Source organism: Geothrix oryzae (genome assembly GCF_030295385.1).
GTDB classification, from domain to species: Bacteria; Acidobacteriota; Holophagae; order Holophagales; family Holophagaceae; genus Geothrix; species Geothrix oryzae.
The window spans coordinates 1,993,829-2,016,350 of sequence record NZ_AP027079.1 but is presented as its reverse complement, the minus strand read 5'-3'; the positions used below and the strand labels follow the sequence as shown (position 1 = coordinate 2,016,350).

The 22,522-nt window shown below is 67.8% G+C and carries 24 protein-coding genes; 8 read left to right on the top strand and 16 right to left on the bottom strand.

The genetic code is table 11. The features are described 5' to 3' along the window. Positions 1-83: 83 nt before the first annotated feature. Both QUD34_RS09315 and QUD34_RS09310 read left to right on the top strand, forming a co-directional pair. Complete coding sequence (locus tag QUD34_RS09315; RefSeq protein ID WP_286353423.1) at positions 84-1,127, top strand: NAD(P)-dependent alcohol dehydrogenase; 1,044 nt, start codon at positions 84-86, stop codon at positions 1,125-1,127. A 108-nt stretch (positions 1,128-1,235) separates the two neighbouring features. After that, positions 1,236-3,788: a protein kinase domain-containing protein gene (locus QUD34_RS09310; protein WP_286353422.1), complete on the top strand. Its 2,553-nt coding sequence runs from the start codon at positions 1,236-1,238 to the stop codon at positions 3,786-3,788. A 55-nt stretch (positions 3,789-3,843) separates the two neighbouring features. Here the strand turns inward: QUD34_RS09310 and QUD34_RS09305 are convergent, their stop codons facing one another. Then, positions 3,844-4,404 carry a type 1 periplasmic-binding domain-containing protein gene (locus QUD34_RS09305; protein ID WP_286353421.1) on the bottom strand — a complete coding sequence of 187 codons (561 nt, stop codon included), beginning with the start codon at positions 4,402-4,404 and terminating at the stop codon, positions 3,844-3,846. A gap of 260 nt (positions 4,405-4,664) precedes the next feature. Here QUD34_RS09305 and QUD34_RS09300 point away from each other — a divergent pair, with 260 nt between their 5' ends. Both QUD34_RS09300 and QUD34_RS09295 read left to right on the top strand, forming a co-directional pair. Continuing rightward, positions 4,665-5,615 carry a winged helix-turn-helix domain-containing protein gene (locus QUD34_RS09300; RefSeq protein WP_286353420.1) on the top strand — a complete coding sequence of 317 codons (951 nt, stop codon included), beginning with the start codon at positions 4,665-4,667 and terminating at the stop codon, positions 5,613-5,615. A 56-nt stretch (positions 5,616-5,671) separates the two neighbouring features. Continuing rightward, on the top strand, positions 5,672-6,469 hold the full coding sequence (locus QUD34_RS09295; protein ID WP_286353419.1) for a tetratricopeptide repeat protein: 798 nt from the start codon (positions 5,672-5,674) through the stop codon (positions 6,467-6,469). Here the strand turns inward: QUD34_RS09295 and QUD34_RS09290 are convergent. From QUD34_RS09290 to QUD34_RS09270, 5 genes are all read right to left on the bottom strand, one after another. Beyond that, positions 6,437-6,841: a hypothetical protein gene (locus tag QUD34_RS09290; protein ID WP_286353418.1), complete on the bottom strand. Its 405-nt coding sequence runs from the start codon at positions 6,839-6,841 to the stop codon at positions 6,437-6,439. The genes QUD34_RS09295 and QUD34_RS09290 overlap by 33 nt on opposite strands. Before the next feature lie 82 nt (positions 6,842-6,923). Next, positions 6,924-7,283 (bottom strand): nuclear transport factor 2 family protein, encoded by a 360-nt coding sequence (locus tag QUD34_RS09285; RefSeq protein WP_286353417.1) that lies wholly within the window; start codon positions 7,281-7,283, stop codon positions 6,924-6,926. Beyond that, the gene (locus QUD34_RS09280) at positions 7,280-7,843 is read right to left on the bottom strand and encodes a YybH family protein (protein WP_286353416.1); all 564 of its coding nucleotides are present in this window, start codon (positions 7,841-7,843) and stop codon (positions 7,280-7,282) included. The genes QUD34_RS09285 and QUD34_RS09280 overlap by 4 nt, the downstream gene beginning before the upstream one ends. A 65-nt stretch (positions 7,844-7,908) precedes the next feature. Further along, a complete protein-coding gene (locus QUD34_RS09275) occupies positions 7,909-8,454 on the bottom strand; it encodes a hypothetical protein (protein ID WP_286353415.1) in 546 nt (181 codons plus the stop codon). Positions 8,455-8,513: 59 nt separating this feature from the next. Next, positions 8,514-8,738: a DUF2188 domain-containing protein gene (locus QUD34_RS09270; protein WP_286353414.1), complete on the bottom strand. Its 225-nt coding sequence runs from the start codon at positions 8,736-8,738 to the stop codon at positions 8,514-8,516. A 327-nt stretch (positions 8,739-9,065) separates the two neighbouring features. Here QUD34_RS09270 and QUD34_RS09265 point away from each other — a divergent pair, with 327 nt between their 5' ends. Next, positions 9,066-9,203 carry a hypothetical protein gene (locus QUD34_RS09265; RefSeq protein ID WP_286353413.1) on the top strand — a complete coding sequence of 46 codons (138 nt, stop codon included), beginning with the start codon at positions 9,066-9,068 and terminating at the stop codon, positions 9,201-9,203. Positions 9,204-9,254: 51 nt separating this feature from the next. On the opposite strand, the gene QUD34_RS09260 is transcribed toward QUD34_RS09265, so the two are convergent. The 9 genes from QUD34_RS09260 to QUD34_RS09220 all read right to left on the bottom strand — a co-directional run bounded on the left by QUD34_RS09260 (position 9,255) and on the right by QUD34_RS09220 (position 17,536). Beyond that, on the bottom strand, positions 9,255-9,752 hold the full coding sequence (locus QUD34_RS09260) for a TspO/MBR family protein (RefSeq protein WP_286353412.1): 498 nt from the start codon (positions 9,750-9,752) through the stop codon (positions 9,255-9,257). A 110-nt stretch (positions 9,753-9,862) separates the two neighbouring features. Next, entirely contained in the window at positions 9,863-10,288 is a 426-nt protein-coding gene (locus QUD34_RS09255; protein WP_286353411.1) for a hypothetical protein, read from the bottom strand. Between the two features lie 174 nt (positions 10,289-10,462). Continuing rightward, positions 10,463-11,068 (bottom strand): hypothetical protein, encoded by a 606-nt coding sequence (locus QUD34_RS09250; protein WP_286353410.1) that lies wholly within the window; start codon positions 11,066-11,068, stop codon positions 10,463-10,465. 206 nt (positions 11,069-11,274) lie between these two features. After that, the gene (locus tag QUD34_RS09245) at positions 11,275-11,904 is read right to left on the bottom strand and encodes a DUF2971 domain-containing protein (RefSeq protein ID WP_286353409.1); all 630 of its coding nucleotides are present in this window, start codon (positions 11,902-11,904) and stop codon (positions 11,275-11,277) included. Between the two features lie 143 nt (positions 11,905-12,047). Beyond that, positions 12,048-13,340 carry a dihydroorotase gene (locus QUD34_RS09240; protein WP_286353408.1) on the bottom strand — a complete coding sequence of 431 codons (1,293 nt, stop codon included), beginning with the start codon at positions 13,338-13,340 and terminating at the stop codon, positions 12,048-12,050. A 68-nt stretch (positions 13,341-13,408) separates the two neighbouring features. Beyond that, positions 13,409-14,026: an HNH endonuclease gene (locus QUD34_RS09235; protein WP_286353407.1), complete on the bottom strand. Its 618-nt coding sequence runs from the start codon at positions 14,024-14,026 to the stop codon at positions 13,409-13,411. A 141-nt stretch (positions 14,027-14,167) separates the two neighbouring features. Further along, entirely contained in the window at positions 14,168-15,628 is a 1,461-nt protein-coding gene (gene guaB, locus QUD34_RS09230) for an IMP dehydrogenase (RefSeq protein ID WP_286353406.1), read from the bottom strand. 118 nt (positions 15,629-15,746) lie between these two features. Then, a complete protein-coding gene (locus tag QUD34_RS09225) occupies positions 15,747-16,595 on the bottom strand; it encodes a TonB family protein (RefSeq protein ID WP_286353405.1) in 849 nt (282 codons plus the stop codon). Continuing rightward, positions 16,565-17,536: an ABC transporter ATP-binding protein gene (locus tag QUD34_RS09220; RefSeq protein ID WP_286353404.1), complete on the bottom strand. Its 972-nt coding sequence runs from the start codon at positions 17,534-17,536 to the stop codon at positions 16,565-16,567. Before QUD34_RS09220 ends, QUD34_RS09225 begins: the two co-directional genes overlap by 31 nt. A 149-nt stretch (positions 17,537-17,685) precedes the next feature. On the opposite strand from QUD34_RS09220, the gene QUD34_RS09215 reads away from it, so the two are divergent. Beyond that, complete coding sequence (locus QUD34_RS09215) at positions 17,686-17,919, top strand: HP1242/YdcH family protein (RefSeq protein ID WP_286353403.1); 234 nt, start codon at positions 17,686-17,688, stop codon at positions 17,917-17,919. Positions 17,920-18,050: 131 nt separating this feature from the next. Here QUD34_RS09215 and hutI read toward each other — a convergent pair whose 3' ends face one another. Then, positions 18,051-19,271, bottom strand: coding sequence for an imidazolonepropionase (gene hutI, locus QUD34_RS09210; RefSeq protein WP_286353402.1), 1,221 nt, complete (start codon positions 19,269-19,271; stop codon positions 18,051-18,053). A gap of 119 nt (positions 19,272-19,390) precedes the next feature. Between hutI and QUD34_RS09205 the strand changes: the two genes are divergently transcribed. Both QUD34_RS09205 and QUD34_RS09200 read left to right on the top strand, forming a co-directional pair. Next, positions 19,391-21,571: a hypothetical protein gene (locus tag QUD34_RS09205; RefSeq protein ID WP_286353401.1), complete on the top strand. Its 2,181-nt coding sequence runs from the start codon at positions 19,391-19,393 to the stop codon at positions 21,569-21,571. Next, positions 21,568-22,521 (top strand): DUF1175 family protein, encoded by a 954-nt coding sequence (locus tag QUD34_RS09200; RefSeq protein WP_286353400.1) that lies wholly within the window; start codon positions 21,568-21,570, stop codon positions 22,519-22,521. The genes QUD34_RS09205 and QUD34_RS09200 overlap by 4 nt, the downstream gene beginning before the upstream one ends. Position 22,522 lies beyond the last annotated feature (1 nt).

Genomic DNA, 22,522 nt, shown 5'->3' with positions numbered 1-22,522 from the left:
GCCGGATGCCACGCACCCCGGGGTGCCTTCTGTTCTTCCCGCGGCCATGGACTAGAGTGGATGTCCTGCCTCAAGGAGTTTCCATGGCCATCGCCAAAGCCTACGCCGCAACCTCTCCCTCGGCGCCGCTCACCCCCTTCCAGTTCGAGCGCAGGGCCGTGGGGCCCCACGACATCCAGATCGAGATCGCCTACTGCGGCATCTGCCACTCGGACCTCCACCAGGTGCGCGACGAGTGGGGCGGCTCGAAGTTCCCCATGGTGCCCGGCCACGAGATCGTGGGCCGCGTCGCCGCCGTGGGCGCCCATGTAAAGGGCTTCAAGGCCGGCGACCTGGCCGGCGTGGGCTGCATGGTGGACAGCTGCCGCACCTGCCCCAGCTGCCAGCGCCACTTCGAGCAGTTCTGCGAGAAGGGGGCCGCCTTCACCTACAACAGCTTCGAGATGGACAAGAAGACCCCCACCCAGGGCGGCTACTCCTCGAGCGTGGTGGTCGACGAGGCCTTTGCGCTGAAGGTCTCTCCGAAGCTCGACCTTGCCGCGGCCGCGCCCCTGCTCTGCGCGGGCATCACCACCTACTCGCCCCTCCGCCGCTTCAACACGAAGAAGGGGGACAAGGTGGGCGTGGTGGGCCTGGGCGGGCTGGGTCACATGGCCGTGAAGCTGGCCGCCGCCATGGGTGCCGAAGTGACCATGCTCAGCACCTCGAAATCGAAGGAAGCCGACGCCCGCAAGCTCGGCGCCCACCACTTCGGCCTCACCTCGGACGACGCCACCTTCAAGCGGCTGGCGGGCCAGTTCGACCTCATCATCGACACCATCTCCGCGCCCCACGACTACAACAAGTACCTGGGCCTCCTCCGCCTGGAGGGCGCCATGGTGCTGTTGGGCGTGCCGCCGGAACCCACCCCCGTGGCCGCCGGATCGCTCATCTTCGGCCACAAGGTGCTGACGGGCTCGCTCATCGGCGGCATCAAGGAGACTCAGGAGATGCTCGATTTCTGCGCCGAGCACAGCATCGTCTCCGAGATCGAGCTCATCCCCGTCCAGCAGGTGAACGAGGCCTACGAGCGCATGCTGAAGAACGATGTCCGCTACCGCTTCGTGCTGGACATGAAGACTCTGTGAAGGGTCGCCTCCGGCACGACTTTTGAGGTGGAAAAAAACGGCTGCATGGTGACCCGACAGGCCGTATAGTGGGTCGCTTCCCTCCCCCGCTTTGCGTGCGGAGGTCCCATGTCCCTTGCGGCCGGCACGACCCTGGGCGCCTACGACATCGTGGGCGTCCTGGGCGTGGGCGGGATGGGGGAGGTGTTCCGGGCCTGGGATCCGAAGCTGGGCCGCGAGGTGGCGATCAAGGTCCTGCCCGAGGCCTTCGCGGAGGATCCCGGCCGCCTGCACCGCTTCCAGCGGGAGGCGCACGCGCTGGCCGCCCTGTCCCATCCCAGCATCGTGCAGATCTTCGATGTGGGGGAGCACCTGGGGCGCCCCTACCTGGTCATGGAACTCGTGGAAGGGGAGACCCTCCGCCAGCGGATGGCCGCCGGCCCCTTGCCCTGGCGCCAGGCCGCGGAACTGGCCGCGGCCGTGGCGGATGGCCTGGCGGCGGCCCATGCCAAGGGGATCATCCACCGGGACCTCAAGCCCGAGAACCTGATGCTGACGGTCCACGGCCATGTGAAGATCCTCGATTTCGGGTTGGCCAAACGGCGCGAGGAGCAGAGCCTCCCCCCCGGGGCTTTGCGGGCCGTGGGAGCCTCTGCGCCGACCGGCGGGCTCACCGAGGCGGGCCTGGTGATGGGCACCGCCGACTACATGAGCCCGGAACAGGTGCAGGGTCAGGCTGTGGAGGCCCGTAGCGATCTCTTCAGCCTGGGCGTGATCCTGTGGGAGATGACCACGGGAGGCCACCCCTTCCGCCGCGCCGCCCCGGACGAGACCATGCGGGTGATCCGGCTGGGCCGACCCGAGGCGCCCGCCGGCTCGGAACGGCCCCCCTCGCCCCTGGGCCGGATTCTCCGGGTCTGTCTGGCGAAGGAGCCTTCCCAGCGCTTCAAGAGCGCCTTGGACCTTGCCGAGGCCCTGCGGTTTGCCGCCCGGACGGAGCTGGGCCCCCGGCCCGCCTGGGACCTGAGGCCCCAGATCAAATCCGTGGTCCGGCGGCGGACCCTGTGGGTGGCCCTGGGATTGGGCGCGGTGGCCACGGCGAGTGGGCTGTACGCCTGGCGCCGGGGGCCAGCTGCCCCGGTGCCTTCAGCGGCCCCTGCGGTCTCCCGGTCCCCCAGCGTGCTGGCCCTGCCGGCTCGGGTCATGGGGACCGGTGAAGCCGCCTACCTGACGGACGCGGTGCCCAATTCCCTGTCCACGCTGCTGGCCGGGGTGGAGGGCCTCGACACCAAATCACCGCCCTCCAGCGTCCAGGTCGACAAGTGGCATGGCGACTTGGCCCAGATCACCGAGGCCTACCGGGCGGACCACCTCGTGGTCACCACCATCACCAAGCAGGCGAAGCGGTTGATCCTCGATGTGCAGCTGGTGGACACCCGAACCTGGAAGGTGCGCTGGGGGCACCAGTACCAGGGAACCCAAGCCGCCTACAACGACCTCATGCGGGAGGCGGCCGGAGCGCTGGCCCGGGCGCTCCTGCGGGAGGAGGCGGGAGGCGCGCCGCTGTTGGCGCGACCCACCACCAGCTCCGAAGCCGAGCTGGCTTTCGGGGAGGGGAAGCACTTCCAGTACCGCTACCGGGCCCTGCAGCAGGACGACGACTTCAAGCGGGCGGTCGCGGCCTTCGAGAAGGTCTTCCGGCTGGACCCGCACCAGGCGGACGCCGCCGCCCAGCTGGCGGTCCTCCACGGTTGGCGCTCCTACCAGCTGGGCCCCACCCCGGCCGGCGAGGCTGAACGGCGGGTCGAGGAAGCCTGGGCCCGGCGGGCGCTGCAGGTCGATCCGCGCTGTGGCATGGCCTGGAGCCTCCTGGGGGCGGTCCAGGTCCAGGCGCGCCAGGAAGATCCCGAGCGGGCCGTGGAATACGCGGTGAAGGGGGTCTGTCTCGCCCCGAACCAGGCCCAGGCCCACATCACCCTGGCCACCATCGTGTCCGGGCCGGGCTCCGTGGGGCTCTTTATCGCGGGGGGGCGGCGGTCCATGGAGCTGGATCCCATGGATCTCACCGGGCCGGCCTTCGTGGCCCTGGGCCTCGCCTGGATGGGGCGGGGGGAGGAGTCGCTGGTCATCGTGGAGCGGGCCCTGCCGAGGGAACCGGGGCATGTGCTCTTCAACGACACGGTCAAGCCCTACGCCTTGATGCGGTTGGGGCGCCTGGATGAGGCGGAGGCGCAGCTGGCCCGCTCGGGCCGGCCGCTCCGCGCCAACTCCCGGTTCCTGCTGGCGGCTCACCGCGGGCAGGTGGAAGCGGCCCGGGCGCTGGCGGGGCCCCTCCTGGACCACTGGCTGGGGCCCAAGCCGCGGGCCATCGATCTGGGCAACGCCGTGCTCTTCAATGCCCCGTGCCTGGTGCGGGTGGGCCTCCGCGACGAGGCCTGCCGGCTGCTTCAGAAGAGCCTGGACATGGGGGCCCCGCCGCCCCTGGACTGGCTCCTGGTGGATCCCGACATGCAGAAGCTCCGCAGCCACCCGCGATTCCCCGGCATCCTGCGGGCCACCCGGGAGGCCACCACCGCCGTGGTGCGCCAGCTCGACCGGGCCAAGGCCCGGGGAGAGCTGCCCGAATACCTGTGCGTGCAACTGGAAGATCTGCGCCGGAAGATCGCCGAGGCCTCCGGTTGAACCCCGGATGCAGCGCGCCCCGCCGAAGCGGGGCGCGCCCAGGTCCGGACGAAGTTCAGCGGTGCCGGAGCACCTGGTCGAGCGTGGCGGCGCCTCGACCGGCACCGCGCTGCATGGGCGAGATCTCGATGGGGCCGATGGTGCCCTTCAGCTCGGGATCGAGGATCTTTGGATTGATCATCAGCTCCCAGTTGGTGGCCTGGCCCAGGGCCAGGGCGCAGCCGTTCTTCAGCGCCTCGGGGCGGGTCCCGAAGGCCGGAATGGTGCCGTTGACCCGCTGGACCAGGGCCGTGGCATGCGGGGAGCCATCGCGGATGAGCGGATCATTCGGCATGAGGGCGAGCAGCTCGACGCCCCGCTGGAGGATGGTGGTACCGGCCGCCCCCACCTGCATGGGATGCCGGACATCGACCACCGTGAGGACGGAGCCGTTGGGCAGGGCCCGCTCGAGGTCCGCCACCTGGGTGCGGCTGCGGCCGTAATCGCAGACCACGCCGTAGTGGATCTTGCCTTGGTAGATCAGGTTCGCGGCCTTCACCACGGGACCGAAATCCTCGGCGACGAGGGCGGTGGAGAGGGCTGCCAGGGCGACCAGCGCATGGGTGGGACGGAACATGGAACACCTCCGAGAAAGGGCCCGGCCGGGCCAGGTGGTGCCGAGCCAGGGGCTGCGGCGGAGGTCAACCTGGCCCGGGGCGCCTCACCGCGCCATGACCGCTGGCTGAAATCCGAAATGCTGACTTACGGTGGGTTGAATGCTCGCTTTTTTCCATGTGTGGGCTGATGGACGCTCTCGTTAGCCGGCCGTTAGCCCGGGGATGGCGCTTGAAGATGACCCCGGAGGCACCATACTTTCTCCACCCCCAAGGGGTAGCTATGGCCCGCTTGGCTTTTGGCGACTTTGAGCTGGACCCGACCTCCGGCGAACTCTGGAAGGCCGGGGCCTGCCTGCGCATCCAGGAGCAGCCCCTCAAGCTCCTGCTCTGCCTGCTGGAGCGGCCGGGGCAGCTGGTGGGGCGCGAAGAGCTCCAGAAGCGGGTCTGGACCGGCGACATCCATGTGGGGTTCGAGGATGGCCTCAATGCGGCCGCCTGGCGGCTCCGGCAGGTCCTCGGTGACTCCGCCGAGCGGCCCCAGTTCATCGAGACCGTGCCCCGGAAGGGCTACCGCTTCGTGGGCCGGGTGACGCCGCTGCCCGGGAACCCCCGGCCCCCCTCGGCTTCCTTCCCCATGCCGGTCCACCGGCCGGACTCGGGCTGGGCCCCGCGTCTGGCCCTGCCCGCCCGCCGATGGTGGGGGCCGGGCAAGGCCTGGATGGCCGGAGCGCTGGGCCTCGCCCTCCTCGGGGCGGGAGCCCTCGTCTGGGGCGCTTTCCGCCCCCGCACGCCGACGGTGGCTCTCACCCCTCTGGTGAATGTCACCGGGGATCCCGCCGTGGACTATTACGCCTCGGCCCTGGGCCGCCAGGTGGCGCAGGATCTGGCGGCCTCCCGGGACCTGCGGGTCCTCCCGCCAATGGTGCCCGGTCCCCGGGGCGCGCAGGCCGCCGGAGGGGCCGCGGACGCCGACCTGGTACTGACCTGGACCCTGGCCCGGGATGCCCAGGGCTACCGGATCGCCGTGCAGCTGGCCGGTCGGGGCGGGCAGGGCCTGGGGGACCAGGCCTTCCGCTCCAGCCCCGAGAACCTCCACGAGGCGCACCGGGAGATCGCCGCCTATCTCGTGCATCAGGCGCTGGGCCGGGCGCCGGACCGAGCGCTGCCGCCGCAGGGCGCCAAGCCCATCCCGGCGGCCGGAGCCGCCGCCGGAGGCCGGGACAGGCCATGAAAAGGGCCTAGACTGGCGGAGTGGGCCGTTTCCCTACTGGAGTTCCGTCGCCTGCCATGACCCTTCGACGATGTTCCCCCCTCCTGCTGGGCCTCCTGCTCGTCGCGGGCCTGCGGGCGCAGGAGGCCCGCGACACCTCGATCTTCCTTCGGTACCTCGCGCTGAACGGCACGGTGGAACAGGCGGGCCGCGCCGTGGCCGCGCGCCGCTTCGGGGAGGCGCAGCGGCTGCTGGAACCCTGCCTGGCGAAGGTTCCGGAGCACTTCGAGGCCCATTTCCTCCTGGCCCGGATGGCCTACGAGGCGAAGGATTTCACCGGAGCGCTGGGGCACCTCGAGGTCGCCCGTCGGAGCTTGGCGGAACTGGATCACCTCTACCGCGACGAGATGGCGGCCATGAAGGCCCAGGTGGAGGCGGAAGAGCAGGCCATGCGGGCCAGCCTGGACAACCTCTACTCCCGGGGGGCCGACCCCAGCGGGTGCACGGCTCCGCTGTTCCGCAGCAAACAGAACGCGCTGGACTACTACGAGGCGAGGAAGGGGCATCTCCACGACCGGGAGAATCCCTTCGGCCTCCCCGCGGAGTACGCCTTCCTGCACGGGAACTGCCTCTACCGCCTGGGCCGCCGGAGCGAGGCGCTGGATCAGTACCGGCAGGCGGTGCAGACGGATCCCGCCCACGGCGGCGCCTGGAACAACCTCATCAGCCTGCAGTGGGAGGCCGGGGCCTATGCGCAGGCCCGCGCCGACCTGGACCGCGCCGAGGCCGCCCGCATCGCCATCCGTCCCGACCTGAAGCAGGCCGTCCTCGCGGCCTCTGCCTCAGGGGCGCGGCCGCTCAAGCAGGATGCCTAGTCCGGGGGACTGCGGCTTGTAGTAGGCGAGGCGACCCGGAATGCACGACAGGATGGCGCCGGGTCCATGCAGACAGACCAGGCGCAGGGCCTCGCGCAGCGGCAGCTCCCGGCCATCGGCCTTCAGCCCATCGGCGATCACATGGCAGGTCGGACCCGCGCCCCGGGCCGCGAGGAGCTTTTCCAGTTCCTCGGGAAAGTCCTTCGGCCCCGGCACCTCGGAGGCGAATTCCGGCAGATAGGGCAGGCCGCGGCTCAGCTGGCCGAGGACCTCCTTGCGCCGCTTGGGCTGGGCGAGGAGCTGGGTGAACCGCGCCCGCTTCTCCGAGGGGAGAAAGGCCTTGGCAAAGGCTTCTTCGTGATCTGTGGGCACCGGCGACTCCTGCAGGAAGACCATAGCCGCATCGAGCGGGGGGCGCGGCGGATCCCACACCACCCGGGATGGCCGTCCGCCCTCAGTTCGGCGGAATGGGCAGGCCGTGCTGGCGGAGGAAGCTGAGCTTGTCCCAGTAGCCGCGTTGGAAGGCGATCAGCCCGCCGACCACGCGGAAGAAGCCGCAGCCGCGCAGGCCCAGGGGGTCGCGCCACTCGAGGATGGCCCACTCGCCGTCCTCGAAGAGGTTCTCCACGAGGCAGACCATCTCAGCGGCGGCGAACTCCCGGGCGAACATGGCGTGGATCGCCTCCCGGCCCACCACCGGGGATTCCGCCACCTGGTGGTTCACCGCGTCCGCGTGGTACATCGCGGCCAGGGCATCGGCATCGCCGCGGTTGAAGGCCTCGACCCAGGCGGCCACGCGGGCCTTCGGCGTCATCGCACCACCTCCGGCGGCGGACCCATCCGCCGGGGCGGGTGATTGGGGTTGTCCATGTCGGACACGATGAGCCACCGGCCTCCGGCGCCGCGCCGGAGGGTCAGCACGAACTTGCCGGCGTCGGGCTCCCCGGCCCGGCGGGTGAAGCCCCCGAGGATGTAGCCGAGAGGCCCCTCGGTGGCATAGGCCAGGGCGCGCAGGGACAGCGCCCCGCCCGCATCGGCGTAGGCCTCCCGGATCGCGGCCCGGCCGCGGACCGGCGGTTTGCCCTGGGCCAGCACGAAGCCGTCCTCGGCGAAGAGGTCGGCCAGGGCCGCGGCATTGCGATGCTGCCAGGCCGTCTCGTAGTCGCGGAGCACGCGGTCGAGGTCCGGCGGCAGCGCCACGGAGGGCAGGGGGACCGCCGCGGGTGTGGGGGCGGGCGCGGGTGAGGCGGGTGAAGGTGGGGGTGGGGGCGCGAAGGCGCGGCCCGGGGTGCTGGCCAAGCTCAAGGCCAGATTCAGGGCCAGGCTCAGGGCCAGGCTCAGGGTCAGGGCGAAGGGCGGGTTCAGGCGGCGCATGGCGGTCTCCGGCGGGCGGGGTGGCGCTCAGGGTCAGAGGACACGGTAGCCGAATCCCCGGCGGTTCAGATCCCGGCGGCAGGGACGGCGGGCCGCCCCGGGCGGAACCGGCGTACGAGGGCCGGGAGCAGCAGCATGGCCGCGAGGATGATCCAGACGGTGGCTTCGGGATGCTTCAGCCAGGCATGGAGACGCAGGGTGGCGAGGGCCACCACGGCGTAGTAGAGCAGATCGCCCGCGATGGCGATGGCCCAGCCCGCCAGGAAACCGTGACCCGCAGCCAGGGCCGCACTGCGGCCCGTCATGGGATCCACCCCGAACGCGACCATGACGAGGGCGATGGGCCCCATGCCCGGGCCGCCGACCTGGGCTGCGCTGCGGGCCATGGCGGCCCTCAGGGCGGCGCCGAATCGGGCCAAGAAGGAACTGTGCCGGGCCAGGGAGACCAGGCCCCGGAGCACGGGCTCGAAGGCCAGGGCCAGGATCAGGTCCGACACGAGGTACAGCCCCGCCGTCGGTCCCCAGCCCAGCCCCTTCGACTGCGCCAGCAGCACTCCGGCCGGGATCCCGCCCCCGATGGGAAGCAGGAAGAGGAGGAGGACTGCGAGCATAAACCCATGCTACCCGGGCCGGGACCTGCACCTGGGGACCGCTGGGGATGGATCAGGCTTCAGCTCTTGATGCGCCGGGGATCCATGGACCTCGGATAGGTCCGTTCCTCCTGGATCTGGCCATCCTCCTTGTGGATCTTCACCGAGCCCGCATGCTGCTGCATGTAGACCCGCGTCTGCCCGATGGCTTCCGCCTTGGTCGCCGCGTGGACCACGGGCCGACGGCCGCCTTCAGGCTTGAGGGCCCAGGCGTTTCCTTCCTTGGCGAGGTGATAGTTTTTCATATCGCCCTCCTCGTGTGGCTTTCGCCGATGCATAACATAGGCATTTCGCGCAGCTTCACCAATGAACGAAAGCCTTTACGGCCCGGATCTTCCGCCAAGGCACATGAGGATGCGGTTGACCGGGCCTTTCGTACCGGACGCGGATGCCATGGATGGGATGGTTGGGGGGACTCGTGCGGAGGGCGATGCGCCGCGCGGCGCACCGGCGCTGACTTCACCAACCAGAGGGCAAACCCTTCCAGGCGAAATACCGAGCGCCATCGGGAATCGAGCCCATGATGGACAAGGAGCCCGGTCTCGAATTGCCGACGCTCGGAAAGAACGGCCATGTCGAACGACAAGAAACCGAAGAAGGCCAAACCGACGGTGATCCACGGCGCCACCCATCGTGGCGCGGAACTCAGCGGCAAGCTTGCTGAACCCCTGGCAAAAGCTGCGCTCTTTCCCGCCAAGAAGAAAAAGTAGGACAGGGCATCGAGCCCGTCGAAGGTCGGTGGGGCCGGGCTGAGCGGAGGGTCAGCCGAGGGTGTGGAGATTGCTTCTCCACACGGCCCATGTGAGGACGGAGGCGAACGATACCCAGGCCAGATAAGGGAGAAGCAGAGCCCCGGCAACACGGCTTCGACGCCCGAACATCCAGGCCGTGGCGAGGATCAGCAACCACAGCATGAGGATCTCGGCAAAGGCCAGGCTGCCCAGGCGCCAAACAAAGAACAACCAAGTCCATAAAGCGTTCACCGCTAATTGGACAAGAAATAGAGACAGCGCAAGACCAGCTTTCCGAAAGCCGTGCTCACGCCATACGAGCCAGGCTGAAATGGCCATGAGGATGTAGAGAACAGTCCAGACAGGGCCAAACAGCCAGCCAGGCGGTGCCCAATGGGGGCGAACGAGGGACTGATAGAAGGCCCCCGCTTGCACGGAGGCGAGTGCGCCAAGTGCCGCGGCCAGGAAGCAGATACCGAGCCACCCAAAGAAGCCTAGAACTTGCTTGGACATGGGATCGAGGGCCATGGAGCTTCCGGGAGAATACCTGACGGATGAAGTGAACTGGACCCGTCTGCGCCGAGGCGCTGAGCGGAGCCGAGAATCAGAAAATCGAGAAAGAGCAAGATCGGCGCAAGTTACCAGCGACCGAGGACATTTCGATAGAAGTGCCTGGCAAGCCCGGCATCGAGCTTCTGGAGTTGGTGATAGCAATTCATGGTCGCAGGCTGGTCGTGTCGTTGGTGATGGATCTGCCCGAGGATGTACCAGGCCCGCTTCAGATCGGGCTTGAGGGTCACGGCCTTGGAAAGGCTCTCAAGGGCTCCGGCTTCCTCGTGAAGGTTGAACTGGGCGACCCCAAGGGAGGTCCAAGCCTCCGCGTCATCGGGGTGCTGGTCGATCCAGGCTCGGGCGTGAGCAGCAAGGCCTTTGTAGTCTTTGGCCTGCTCCAACCGGACCACCTGCGAGGAGCGCTCCTGAGGGGTGTTGCCCATGGGGGGCAATTGCGCACTCTGCTGCGTCAAGGCAACCAGCAGCATGGGAGATGAGAGCCAGGGAAGCATGGAACCTCTGTGGAACGCCGATGGAAGGAAGCTAACTGGCGTGGCCTGCACCGGGCTGCTGAGCGGGACCTGAGAACCGAGAAGGCAAGAAAGATCGGAAGGCAATGCAGGCGGGGTCCGACTTGAGGGGAGGATCAGGCCGAGCCGATTCGTCACTGCAGGTCATCGTGCAGCTCATCGCAGCTTTGGGAAACGCAGTTCCACACCGAGAACAAAATATCTCATTTCACGAATTTCATTGTTTTCAGAATAGGTAAAGTAATATTTACCGTTATTACCAATATTGGCAGCAATCACATAACGAGCTTCAACTGAGAGGTATGGGTTGATCCGAACTTGCGCACCCAGGGTTGGCACGATAGAGAATCCCGATTTAGTCCCACCATAGGCTCTGAAGCCCGGTACCCCATTGATGATGTCCTGTTGTACTAATCTCTGAGACCAATGCATGCCCCCGATTCCGAGAATTCCACGAACATTCCTATTGCCAGGCATCCAGTCGTAACCAACGCTCCAGGCGCTTCCTTGACTCTCAAGCGTGGTTATCGATGTGCGCTTCGTTTTCACACCAAAGCTCACTCCCTCAAGACGAAGGCGGCCTTCCCCGGGGGTCCCTTGATTGAAATGTACATTCAATCCAGCAGCGATCCCGGCTGCGGCATGCAGCTCCTGCGGAGATGCGTATCCCACCGCAAATCCAACCCGCGAGGGGCCTTCTTGGCCTCGCAGCCCAAGAGCCATGAGCAAGGCTGGAATAACGGCAATCACCCGGTTCGCCATTTGATCTCTCCGGTAATTAGTTGAATAGAATAACAACGATAATTGAGATGGCAGATTGCGAGCGTATAACGGAAGAGGCTAAGCGGTCACGCCTGCGTCGAGGCGCTGAACGGAGCCAAGGAAGTGGTAAGAGGAGAAAGAGCGGAAGGAAATGCAGGCGGGGTCCGAGTTGAGCGGAGGGTTAGGCCCAACCGAGCTGATAGATATTACCCAAATGCATTGTGATCATGGTTGCGCACCATGGAGAATTTTCGATAGTCAAGCCGAGCTTTAATGAAGGAAACCTTGGATGACTGATCCCCGAGTGCGAGTTCAAGCTCGTGGCGTGTCGTATCAGATTCACAACCTACAATCACTTGCCGCAGTACGAGATTTTCCCCGAATTCGGAGAAGAACAGCCCGCCCTCATCAGTTTCAAGTGAGACATAAACGCGATATTCTTCTTCATATCGCCAATGATCGAATTTTGTGAACAGTAGGTTTCGAGTGAAAGCCTCGTCTACCTGCTTTGGTTGAGGCATCCGATTCGCTATGTAGGTGATTTCTTGTGGTAGGCCATCAGGAAGGTCGAAGCCAAGGCAAAGGCCCCGATGTTTGTCTGCGTAATGACCCCACAGAACTGGATTACTCCAATTATGGCTAAAGCAGAGGAGTCCATTCGATTGTGAGAGATCCCATTTTGATTTTTCTAGGGCCTGTCGGAAAAATGGTTCCGTGAGATCAACGCCTAGGAATTCAAAAGGATCATTGAGTTGATGAATACGGGCAATTTTCAATCTCTGCTTTCGGAGATCATCGAGCCCGTGATTCTTATCGACGAAATGGTACAGGCGCATGAAAGGGCCTAACAGGGATTAGACGACACTCGTTTGGATAAGAGGTGCCGCCCAAGATCAGAAAGATGCTGTTGAAGGTATTTCAATAACTTGCTTTAGATAAAGCGCGGGTGATAAGCCAAACCTAAAAAACAGGATTGGGATTAGCCCCAGACTCGCTTGCCGCCCACCCAGGTGCCCAGGATCTTTCCGGGGAGGCTCCAGCCTTTGAAGGGGGTGTTGAAGGACTTGGACTGGATGAAGGCGCGGTCTACCTGGACCTGGGCGTTGGGGTCGAAGAGGACGAAGTCCGCGGGGGCGCCGGGCTTCAAGGTGCCGAGGCCCTGCTGGTCGAGATGGAAGACCTTGGCGGGCTCCCAGGTGAGCAGGCTGATGGCCTTGGCCAGGCTGATGACCTTCTTGTTCACCAGCAGCTCGAGCGTGAGGGGCAGGGCGGTCTCCAGGCCGATGACGCCGAAGGCGGCGATGGGCAGCTCCACTTCCTTGTCGTCCCAGCCGTGGGGGGCGTGGTCCGTGGCGATGGCGTCCACGGTGCCGTCGGCCAGGGCCTCCAGCACGGCCTGGATGTCGGCCTCGGTGCGCAGGGGCGGGTTCATTTTGTAGTCGCTGTCGAACTTCATCAGCTCCTTGTCCGACAGGGCGAAGTGGTGGGGCGTCACCTCACAGGTGACCTTCAGTCCCCGGGCCTTGGCTTCGCGCACCATCCTCATGGAGCCCTTCGTGCTGAGGTGGGCCAGGTGCAGGTGGCCGCCGGTGTGCTCGGCCAGCACGATGTCTCGGGCCACCATGGCCTCTTCGGCGGCGGCGGGGATGCCCAGGCAGCCCAGCGATGCGCTCACGGCGCCTTCGTGCATGTAGCCCTTGCCGGCGAGGTCGCGATCCTCCTCGTGCGCCACCACGGGCACCTCGAGCCAGCGCGTGTATTCCAGGGCGCGACGCATGAGCGAGGCGCTGGAGATGGGCAGGCCGTCATCGGAGAAGGCCACGCAGCCGGCGGCCTTCAGCGTGCCCATGTCGGCCAGCTCTTCGCCCTTCATCTCGCGGCTGACGGTACCGATGGGGAAGTAGCGGCAGAGACCGGCCTTCGCGGCGCGGGTGAGCATCATCTCCGTGATGGCCACGCTGTCGTTCACGGGCTTGGTGTTGGCCATGGCGCACACGGCGGTGAAGCCGCCCGCCACCGCGGCCCGGCTGCCGCTCTCGATGCTCTCCTTGCGGGTCTGCCCCGGCTCGCGGAAGTGCACATGGAGATCCACGAAGCCCGGCGTCAGCACCGCGCCGCCGCCGTCGACCACCTCCACGCCTTCGTGCTTCGGCAGGGCCGCCGCGTCCGTGGCGATGGCTTCCACCTTCCCGTCCACCACCAGCAGCAGGCCGGGCCCGTCCAGGTTCTGCGCAGGATCGACCAGGCGGACATTCTTCACGAGGAGGGACATGGGGGCTCCAGAATTTATCTACCAATCAAGAAAAGCTAACCACCAAGACACCAAAAACAGCAAAGGACTCACTCGATTTTGTCGCTCTTGGCTAAATTGTGCTTGGCACAAAGCAGACGAACATTCTCTGCCACCAGCGAGGACCCCCCTTTGGAAAAGGGAATTTCGTGGTCGAAGTGAAGGTTTTTTTGATCTCCGCAGAGGACACACTTGCCTTGATCTCGCTTCCAAACGGCTTGTTTGACCTGGCTGGGGATCATTCTTTGATGTTTGAGGGGTCCATGGTGCGCAACTGGATTGTCCTCATCGTCGGACAGCTCCATACGAAACTTCACAACTTTGCGGCTCTTGGATGGTTCCATCCAGGCTGAAAGAAGGTGAAAGGTGCCGTTATAGGCCCAAATTCCAGCCTTGATTTTTTCGTAGACTCTCACCCGCTCAGCATTTCCACCTTGTTCACGCACTTTTGCAGCGGCCCAGAATTTTCCGTTCTCAGTGGGTTTTCCAGCAGGGGTCTCAAGCGGCTGGTCGACGAGTTTGGGATCTGGGCCTGCGGCCAAATTCAAAACGTCATGCCCCTCGTAGATGAGCACTCGACCAGATTCAAGGAGAGAGTCGTCGTACGGGGCTCCTGCGCGCAGGCTCATGAGTACTACGGAATGACCAGGGCGAAGCTGGAAGTTCATGCCTCGCTGAAGGCTCGCCCCTTCTTCTTGGCACATCTCCAGGTAGGAGACGATATCCCCTGGCTTCATGGCGTGGTCACCTCAACTGAATTACCAGCTTTTCTTGGTGTCTTCGTGTCTTGGTGGTGAATCTTGTCTGCTTTATTCCATCCGGTAGTTCGGGGCTTCCTTGGTGATCATCACATCGTGGGCGTGGCTTTCGCGCAGGCCGGCGCCGCTGATCTCCACGAAGGTGGCCTTCTGGTGGAAGTCGGCGATGGTGGCGCCGCCGCTGAGGCCCATGCCGGCCCGCAGGCCGCCCATGAGCTGGGTGACGAGGTCGCCCATCTTTCCCTTGTAGGGCACCTGGCCCTCGATGCCCTCGGGCACGAGCTTGGTGTCGTCCTTGCCTTCCTGGAAGTAGCGGTCCTTGCTGCCCTGCTTCATGGCGCCCAGGGACCCCATGCCGCGGTAGGCCTTGAAGGTGCGACCGCCGTAGAAGATGGTCTCGCCCGGGGCCTCGTCCGTGCCGGCGAAGAGGCTGCCGATCATCACGCAGTCGGCGCCCGCGGCGATGGCCTTGGCCACATCGCCGCTGAACTTGATGCCGCCATCGGCGATGCAGGTGATGCCCGCCTCGCGACAGGCCCGGCTGGCCTCGGCCACGGCGGTGATCTGGGGCATGCCCGCGCCGGTGACGATGCGGGTGGTGCAGATGGAGCCAGGCCCGATGCCTACCTTCACGGCGTCGGCACCGGCCTTCGCCAGGTCCAGGGCGCCCTTGTAGGTGGCGACATTGCCGGCCACCAGGGGCAGGGAGGGGTAGGCCTTCTTGAGGGCCTTCACGGCCTCGAGCACGCCCTTGCTGTGGCCGTGGGAGCTGTCCAGGCAGAGCACATCCACCTTGGCCTCCACCAGGGCGGCGGCGCGATCCAGCAGATCCTTGCCCACGCCCACGGCGGCGCCCACCCGCAGGCGCCCGTGGCTGTCCTTGCAGGCGCTGGGGTACTCGATGGACTTCTCGATGTCCTTCACGGTGATGAGGCCCTTGAGCTGGCCCTGGGCGTCCACCACCAGCAGCTTCTCGATGCGGTGCTTCTGGAGGATGCCCTTGGCTTCCTGGAGGGTGGTGCCCACGGGCACGGTGACCAGGTTGTCCTTGGTCATGGCCTCCCGCACGGGGATGTCCCAGCGGGTCTCGAAGCGCAGGTCGCGGTTGGTGAGGATGCCCACCAGGCGGTGCCCCTCCACCACGGGCACGCCGCTGATGCGGAACTTGGCCATGAGGGCCTCGGCATCGCGGATCGGCGCGTCGGGGCCGATGGTGATGGGGTCGGTGATCATGCCGGACTCCGACCGCTTCACCTTGTCCACCTCCTCGGCCTGTCGCTCGGGCTGCAGGTTCTTGTGGACGATGCCGATGCCGCCCAGCTGGGCCAGGGCGATGGCCATGCGGCTTTCCGTCACCGTGTCCATGGCCGCGGAGATCAGGGGGATGCGCAGGGAGATGTCCTTGGTGAGCCGGGTGCCCAGGTCCACCTGGTTGGGATGGATCTCCGAGTAGCCAGGGACGAGCAGGACATCGTCGAAGGTGAGGGCGCGCATCAGGGGCAAGGTCAGCATGGGGAGCCTTCGGTCGGGGCCCGCGGCCTGCGGCGCCTTGCAAGACATGGTCTCACGGGGCGGCCCGAGGTTCCAGGGCCAGGTCCCGGGGGGCGCCAGGATTCGCGGGGCGGCGGTTTCAGCGCCGGCGCAGAAGGTTGGGGTGGAAGGTGAGCGTCAGCGACACCGGGGCCTTGAGGCCATGAGGCCCCAGGGGCTCGAAGCGCCACTCCCGGGCGGCCCTGAGAGCCTCTTCGTGCAGGAGGGCGGGCCCGGACACCACGGTGGCCTGAAAGGGCACGCCATCGTCGCCGATGAGGATGCGCACCCGCACCGGCTGCCGGGTGGCAGCACCCTCCTCGCCCGGGGAGAGGCGGTGGTAGATGGGCACCTGGCGGATGGGGACCAGCTTCTGATCCGCGACCGGCACGGGAACGGGCGGCCGGATGAGTCCGCCCGTTCCCCGGGCGGCATCCCTCCCGGTCCCCCGGGCCAGCCCGTTGCCCCCGGCCTGCAGGGGGAGGGCGGGATTCAGGGACAGGCCGATCCGCTCCGCCCTGGGGGAGAGGCTCAGGTCGTCCGGATCCACGGCATCGGTGGGCATGGATCGGGCGGAGGTCTGGATGCCGGCCAGCCTTGGGTCCAGCGTGGAGGTCCCCTCCCGGTGGCCCACTCCGCCGGGCCCCTCGGGGCCCACGAGGTTCCGGACCGGTTCTTTGAGAGGGGTGGGGGCGGCAGGCTCCTGCAGCAGGAGCGTTACGGACCGGACGGCGCGGCTGACGCCGCTTCGCGCGGACTGCAGCGAAGCGGGCGCGAGCAGGCTCATGGAGAGCCCATAGACCAGCAAGGGCGTCAGACCGAGGCTGAGGAGGAGCGGGAGGGCATGGGATCGGGTCGCCGCGGCCTGGCTGATGGGGCGCAGGTCGTGGACCGAGGATTCCGTCCCGGCGCCAGGCGTCAGGTCGAGGGTGCGGAGCAGGGGGTGCATGGGGAGGTCCAGTCTGCGGACGGCAGGGGCTGCTCGCAACGGAAACCCTGGCTTGCCGTTCCCTGCCAGGGCGCCCAGGCGGCGCAGGCTCCCGAGGCGACGGCGCACCGGGGGCGGAAGGGGCAGCCTGCCGGGCGATCCTGGGGCGCGGGGAGAAAACCGGATTCGCGCGAGGGCCGGCGCCGGGAGGCCTCCACCAGGCGGGCCGTGTAGGGATGGCGTGGCGCCCCCAGCACCCGGGCGACCGGGCCCGCCTCCATGGGTTCGCCTCCGTACAGCACCAGCAGGTGGTCGCAGGCCTGGGCCGCCAGGGCCAGATCGTGGGTGATCCACAGGAAACCCAGGCCCCGCTCCTGCTGGAGGTCCAGGGCCAGATCCACGAAGGCCTTCCGCGCCGCCGGATCGAGGGCCGTGGTGGGTTCGTCCAGAACCAGCAGGTCTGGATCGCAGGACAGGGCCATGGCGAGGGCGAGGCGCTGGCGCTGGCCCCCGCTGAGCTGGTGCGGGAGGCGCTCCAGGAAGGCCGGATCCGCCGGCAGGCGCAGCTGCTCCAGCAGGGGCGTCAGCCGGGCCAGGGCGGCGGGGGCGGATTCTCCGCGATGGAGCTCCGGCAGCAGGGCCAAGTGCTGGGCCAGGGTCAGGAGGGGATTCAAGGCCTGGCCAGGATCCTGGGGCACCCAACCGATCCGGACGCCCCGGAGGCGGTCCCGTGCCGCGCCGGGTCGATCCAGGGGCACGCCGAAGGCCGAGATCGAGCCCCCCGCCTGCCGCACTCCCGGGGGCAGCACGCCGAACAAGGCCTGGGCCAGCAGGCTCTTGCCCGAACCGCTCTCTCCCGCCAGCCCCAGGCGGTCCCCAGGGGCCAGGGAAAGGCTCAGGGGCCCCAGCAGACGGACGCCGTCCGCCCGTTCCAGGAGCAGTGCATCGATGGCCAGGGACATGGCCCCAGAATCCCATGGAAATAACAGAAGTCAAACGAGTTCCGGTCTCTCCCGGAATACCCCTTGACGCCCCCCGGGGCGGTCCTACTCTTGGGCCACCCTATCACCCTGCGGGGTCCCGCCCGATCCCGCCCCGGCATGGAGGAGTCATGGATTTTCTGCGCCCAGAGCTTCAGGAGCGCCTGATGAAGGAACACTTTGAATTCCGGAAGCTGATGGAGGAGCACAAGGCCGCCGACACGCGCCTGGGCGATCTCCAACGGAAGCCGAGCCTCTCCGCCAAGGAGTCCCTGGAAGAGGTGGAACTGAAGAAGACGAAGCTGCGCGCGAAGGAACGGATTTATCACATCGTGCAGGAGGCCTCAAGGCACGCCGAACAGTAAGGCCGCCTAGCACTCGTAGGAGAAGCCCCGGGAATCGGCCCGGGGCTTCGTTTTTTAAGTTCCTAACCCCCGAGGGCGCAGAGGGAAAGCGCTTTATTTCTCTGCGCCCCCTGCGATTGAGCGCCTTTTCTTCAATCCGGCAGGAACCTCGGCCGGTAGGGCTCGCCCACCCAGTAGACGAGTTCCAGCATTTCTTCGACATCCCACAGCAGCACTTCGGCGCGGGCGCCGGGATGCAGGTGGCCCAGGTCGGCGTGGCGCAGGCTGCGGGCGGCGTGGAGGGTCATGGCGGTGAAGGCCTCCTCGAAGGTCATCCGCAGCTGGAGGCAGCCCAGGCGGAGCACGGTGAGGGGATCCACGCAGGGACACGACCCGGGGTTGAAGTCCGTGGCCAGGGCCACGCGGCAGCCTGCGTCGATCATCTTCCGGGCGGGGGCCCAGTCGCGCATGCCGAGGAAGAGTGTGGTCGCCGGCAGCAGCACGGGGGTGACCCCCGCCGCGGCCATGGCCTTCATGCCCGCCTCGCTGCAGAACATGAGGTGATCGGCGCTGGCGGCGCCCAGGTCCGCGGCCAGCTCGGCGCCGCCGGTCCAGGTGAGTTCGTCCGCGTGGAGGCGGGGGATGAGGCCCAGGCGTCGTCCCGCCTCGAAGATGCGGCGGCCCTGGTCGGCGCTGAAGACGCCGGTCTCCACGAACACATCGCAGAACCGCGCCACGCCGGGATGGCGGCGCACCAGCTCCGGCAGCCAATCCTCGGCCACGGCCCGGGCATTGGCCTCGACATCCCCGCCGAATTCCGGCGCCAGGTCATGGGCGGGCAGCAGCGTCACATCCAGGCTCCAGCCGCGCCGCTTCAGTTCCGCGTAGGCCGCGGTGAGGCGGGACTCCGCTTCCAGCTCCAGGCCGTAGCCGGTCTTGCACTCGAGGTGCACCACACCGCGCTCGCGGAAGGCCTTCAGCCGCGCCTCGCCCGAGGCCACCAGCTCCGCCACCGTGGCGCTCCGGGTGGCGCGCACGGTCTCGCGGATGCCGCCCCCTTCGGCGGCGATCTGCTGATAGCTGACGCCGTGGAGCCGCCGGTTGAATTCACCGCTCCGGTTGCCTCCGAAGAGCAGGTGGGTGTGCGGATCCACGAAGCCCGGTGTGGCCCAGGCCCCGGCGCCATCCACCCGGGGTGCGTCCGCCCAGGCGGCCGGCAGGTCCGCAGCCCGGCCCAGCCAGGCCACCCGGTCCCCCTCCAGCGCCAGGGCCGCATCCGGGATGCGATCCACGGCCCAGGTCTTCAGGGGATCAGGCGTCAGGACGCCCCTGAGGTTGAGGAGCACACATCGGTTGGGCAGGGCTTCGGACATGGAACCAGTCTGCCAGGGACGAGGGTAGAAAAAATCACAGCTGGATGCCTCGCGCAGGGGGTCCGGCTTGATAGGATCGCTCCACATCGGAGGGTCCAGTGCGGGGCAGGGGGATTTGGATGCGAAACATCGCCTGGGCCCGGTGTGCGCCGGTTGTGGTCGGCCTGGCCCTGCCGATCCAGGCCCACGCCCAGTTGCCGGCCTGGGCCCAGGAGCGGGTTCGCACCTGGTCGGTGGCCCACTACGACTCCCGAGGGAACCGGAGCTGGACAGGGAAGACATGGGAGCAATCCAGCTCTGACGACCAGCGTGCCGAGGCCCTGTCGCGCCTGCGCAACCCCGCGGACCGCCGGGCCGCGTTGTGGGCCCTGAGCGGCTGGCCCCTGGGAACCTGGGCCGGCACCGCCCTGGAGCGGGGCGGCGCGGAAGCGGCGCAGTTCCTCTACCAGCAGGGATATCGGCAGGGCGGAACGGATGCCCTTGCCTATCTGGGCTCTCCGGATCGGGTGGACCGCCCCTGGACGCACGGGCTCGGCCTGCACCTCGACAGGAACGGTTGGCGCTTCCAGTGGATCCCCAGCCCGGCCCTCTTCACGCAGGCCGGCCACGCGACGCTGCCCAAGGGGCTGGAGCTGGCGGCCCAGCCCGGGGTGCTCATCCACCTGAGGCAGCTGCGGCCTGGCCTCGAACAGCTGGTGACCCTCGCCGGTGGCCGGGGCAACCCGGAGGCCGGCGGGCAGAATGTCGGCGTGGTCGCGGCCCTGACCCAGAGCAGCCGGGCGGGCTTCATGGTGCGGCACCTGGAGCCGTGGTTGAAGCAGGCCTCTCCGGCCCTGGAGCCACTCGCCCAGCGTGAGGCCTGGGTGCTGCATTACGGCGGCGGCGCCGACCGGGAGGGCGGGCGCGACCTGCAGGGCACGCTCGTCTTCATTCCCGGGGACCTCCCGGCCCGCACGCAGCTGGTGATGGCCCTGCTCAAGCTCAACCCCATGAGTTCCGGCGCCCGGTCCCGGGTGGTGACCTGGAAGGGGGCCGGCACCAGCACGGAGGTGCAGCAGCTGCGTGGTTCGGGCGGCGTCTTCCACCTCATCCAGAAGGCCGAGGGCACCTGGATCAGCGACCGCGAGGCCCCGCTGCGCGCCCTGCTGTTCCCAGGTGCCGCTCCCATGCTGCGCGAACGCCAGGAGTGGGCGCGGGTGGCCCTCTCCGCCATGGCCCCCGATACGGAGCTTTCGTTCTGGATCGCACCCCGCATCGGCGCCGACGCCGCCTTCGAGAACCAGGCGCTCCGGCGCCGCCTGGCCGGAACCCAGCAGGGCACCTGGCCCAATCCCTTCGTGGCCAAGGCCGCGCCCCGGACCGGCGCACTGACCCTGTCCCTGGGCGCGGGCCCCACGGAGAAACTGGTGGGCGCCCTCCTCCGGGTGGATGACGACACCGCCTTCGCGGTGCCCCAGATGCCCGAGTTCGCCAACGGCGGCCAGGCCCTCACGCCCACCCAGATGAAGGCCTACCAGGAGGCCGTGGGGCGGGCCCAGGATCGCCAGCGGCAGCGGGCTGCGCTGCGGCAAGACGCGGCGGCCCTGCAGGCCTGTCTCGACCTCCGAGGCGCAGCCCTGCTCTGGAACGGCTGGGTGGGCGCTCCGGCCCTCTCCCCCGCGGAAAAGGCCTCCCTTAGTGAGCTGGCCCGCCTGCGGCGCGAAGATCCCTGGCGCGCCATGCAGGCCCAGCGCGACGGCAAGATCGCCGCGTTCGGCGGCTTCGGGGAGCCCGGCATGGCCCCCAGCCTGGCTTTGGCGCTTCCCATCCAGGGTGCCAAGCGCGCGCAGGTGGAAAACCTCCTCAAGAAGCTGCTGCCGCGCCTGTTCAAGGGACAGAACCAGAAGCAGGTCTTCGGGGCCTCGGAGATCCACCGCGTCATGACGGCCCAGGCCTTCCGGCCCGCCTGGACCCTGGTGGCCGACACCCTGGTACTGGGCACCGACGAGGCGGCGGTGAAGGCCGTCTCCGCGGGGCTCCAGGGCCAGGCGCCCACCCTTGCCGACAGCGAATCCCGGGCCTGGGGCCGCATGGAACTGGACGGCGCCCGCGCCGCCAAGGAGCTGGAGAACCTCCTTCTCGCCTTCCTTCGAAGCCGCACTGGCAGCGGCTGGTGGATCGGCGAGACCACCAGCGCCGACGAGGCCGCCGGAGAGCTGGCCTTCAGCCTAGGGCCCTTCCTGGGCGCCGTGAAAGCCCTGGGGCCGGTCCGGCTCGAGTGGAACTGGACCGCCGGCGGCCTGGAGGGGCGTCCGCGATGACCCCCTGGCGCACCTTTGTCGCGGCCGGGGTCCTGACCGCAGCCGCCTTCGCGGCCCTGGTGCCGGTCCGGCACCGAGTCATCCTGACTTCGGATCCGGCGAACCCGGTGCAGGTGGTCCGCGTGGACAGCCGCAGCCTCGCGGGCTGGAAACGGCCCGGCTGGGGCGTGGCGCTGTCCGGGCCCCCGGCCTGGGGCGGGGCGGCGGAGGGCTTCTTCCTGACGGTGGACCGGCCTGCGGAGGCCGTGGTCACCGCCTGGCCCCATTTCAGACAGTCACTGTCCATTCAACCTACTGCGGCGGTAAGGCCCTCCACCTTGGCCGAAGAAGGCGACCGCGAAGCGTTCCGAACCTGGTTCGTGGCCATCCTCGAGCAGCAGGCGGAAGCACTGAGCCCTGCCTGGGAGCCGGAACAGCGGGACTGCGCGGGGCTGCTCCGCTTCGCCTTCCGCGAGGCTCTGGCTTCCCACACCGAAGCCTGGCGCGCACGCGTGGCCTTCACGGCCGGCCCTGCGGGACAGGATCCGTCCCCCTCCTTCGGAGCCGCGTGGCGCCGGGGCTTCCCGACGCCCGACGGGACCCAGGCCTTCGCCAAGGGGGCCTTCCTCCGGCGGCTGTCCTGCGTACCGCTGGGGCGGGACCTCCAGCTCGCCCGGCCCGGCGACCTGATCTTCTTCGCCCGCGGCGGCGCCCGGCTCCAACCGGACCATGCCATGGCCTTCGTGCGCCCCGACCTGGACAGCGCGCCCATGCTGCTCTACCACACGGGACCCGAAGGCGCCGGCGCGGCCCGCCAGCCCGGCGAGGTGCGCCGGGCCCGCCTGGACGACCTGCTCCACCATCCCGACCCCGATTTCCGCCCCGTGCCCGAGAACCCCGCCTTCCTTGGTCTCTACCGCTGGCGCCTGCTCGCGGGCGATTCCTTCGAACCTTCCACCCCCAGGTCCTGAC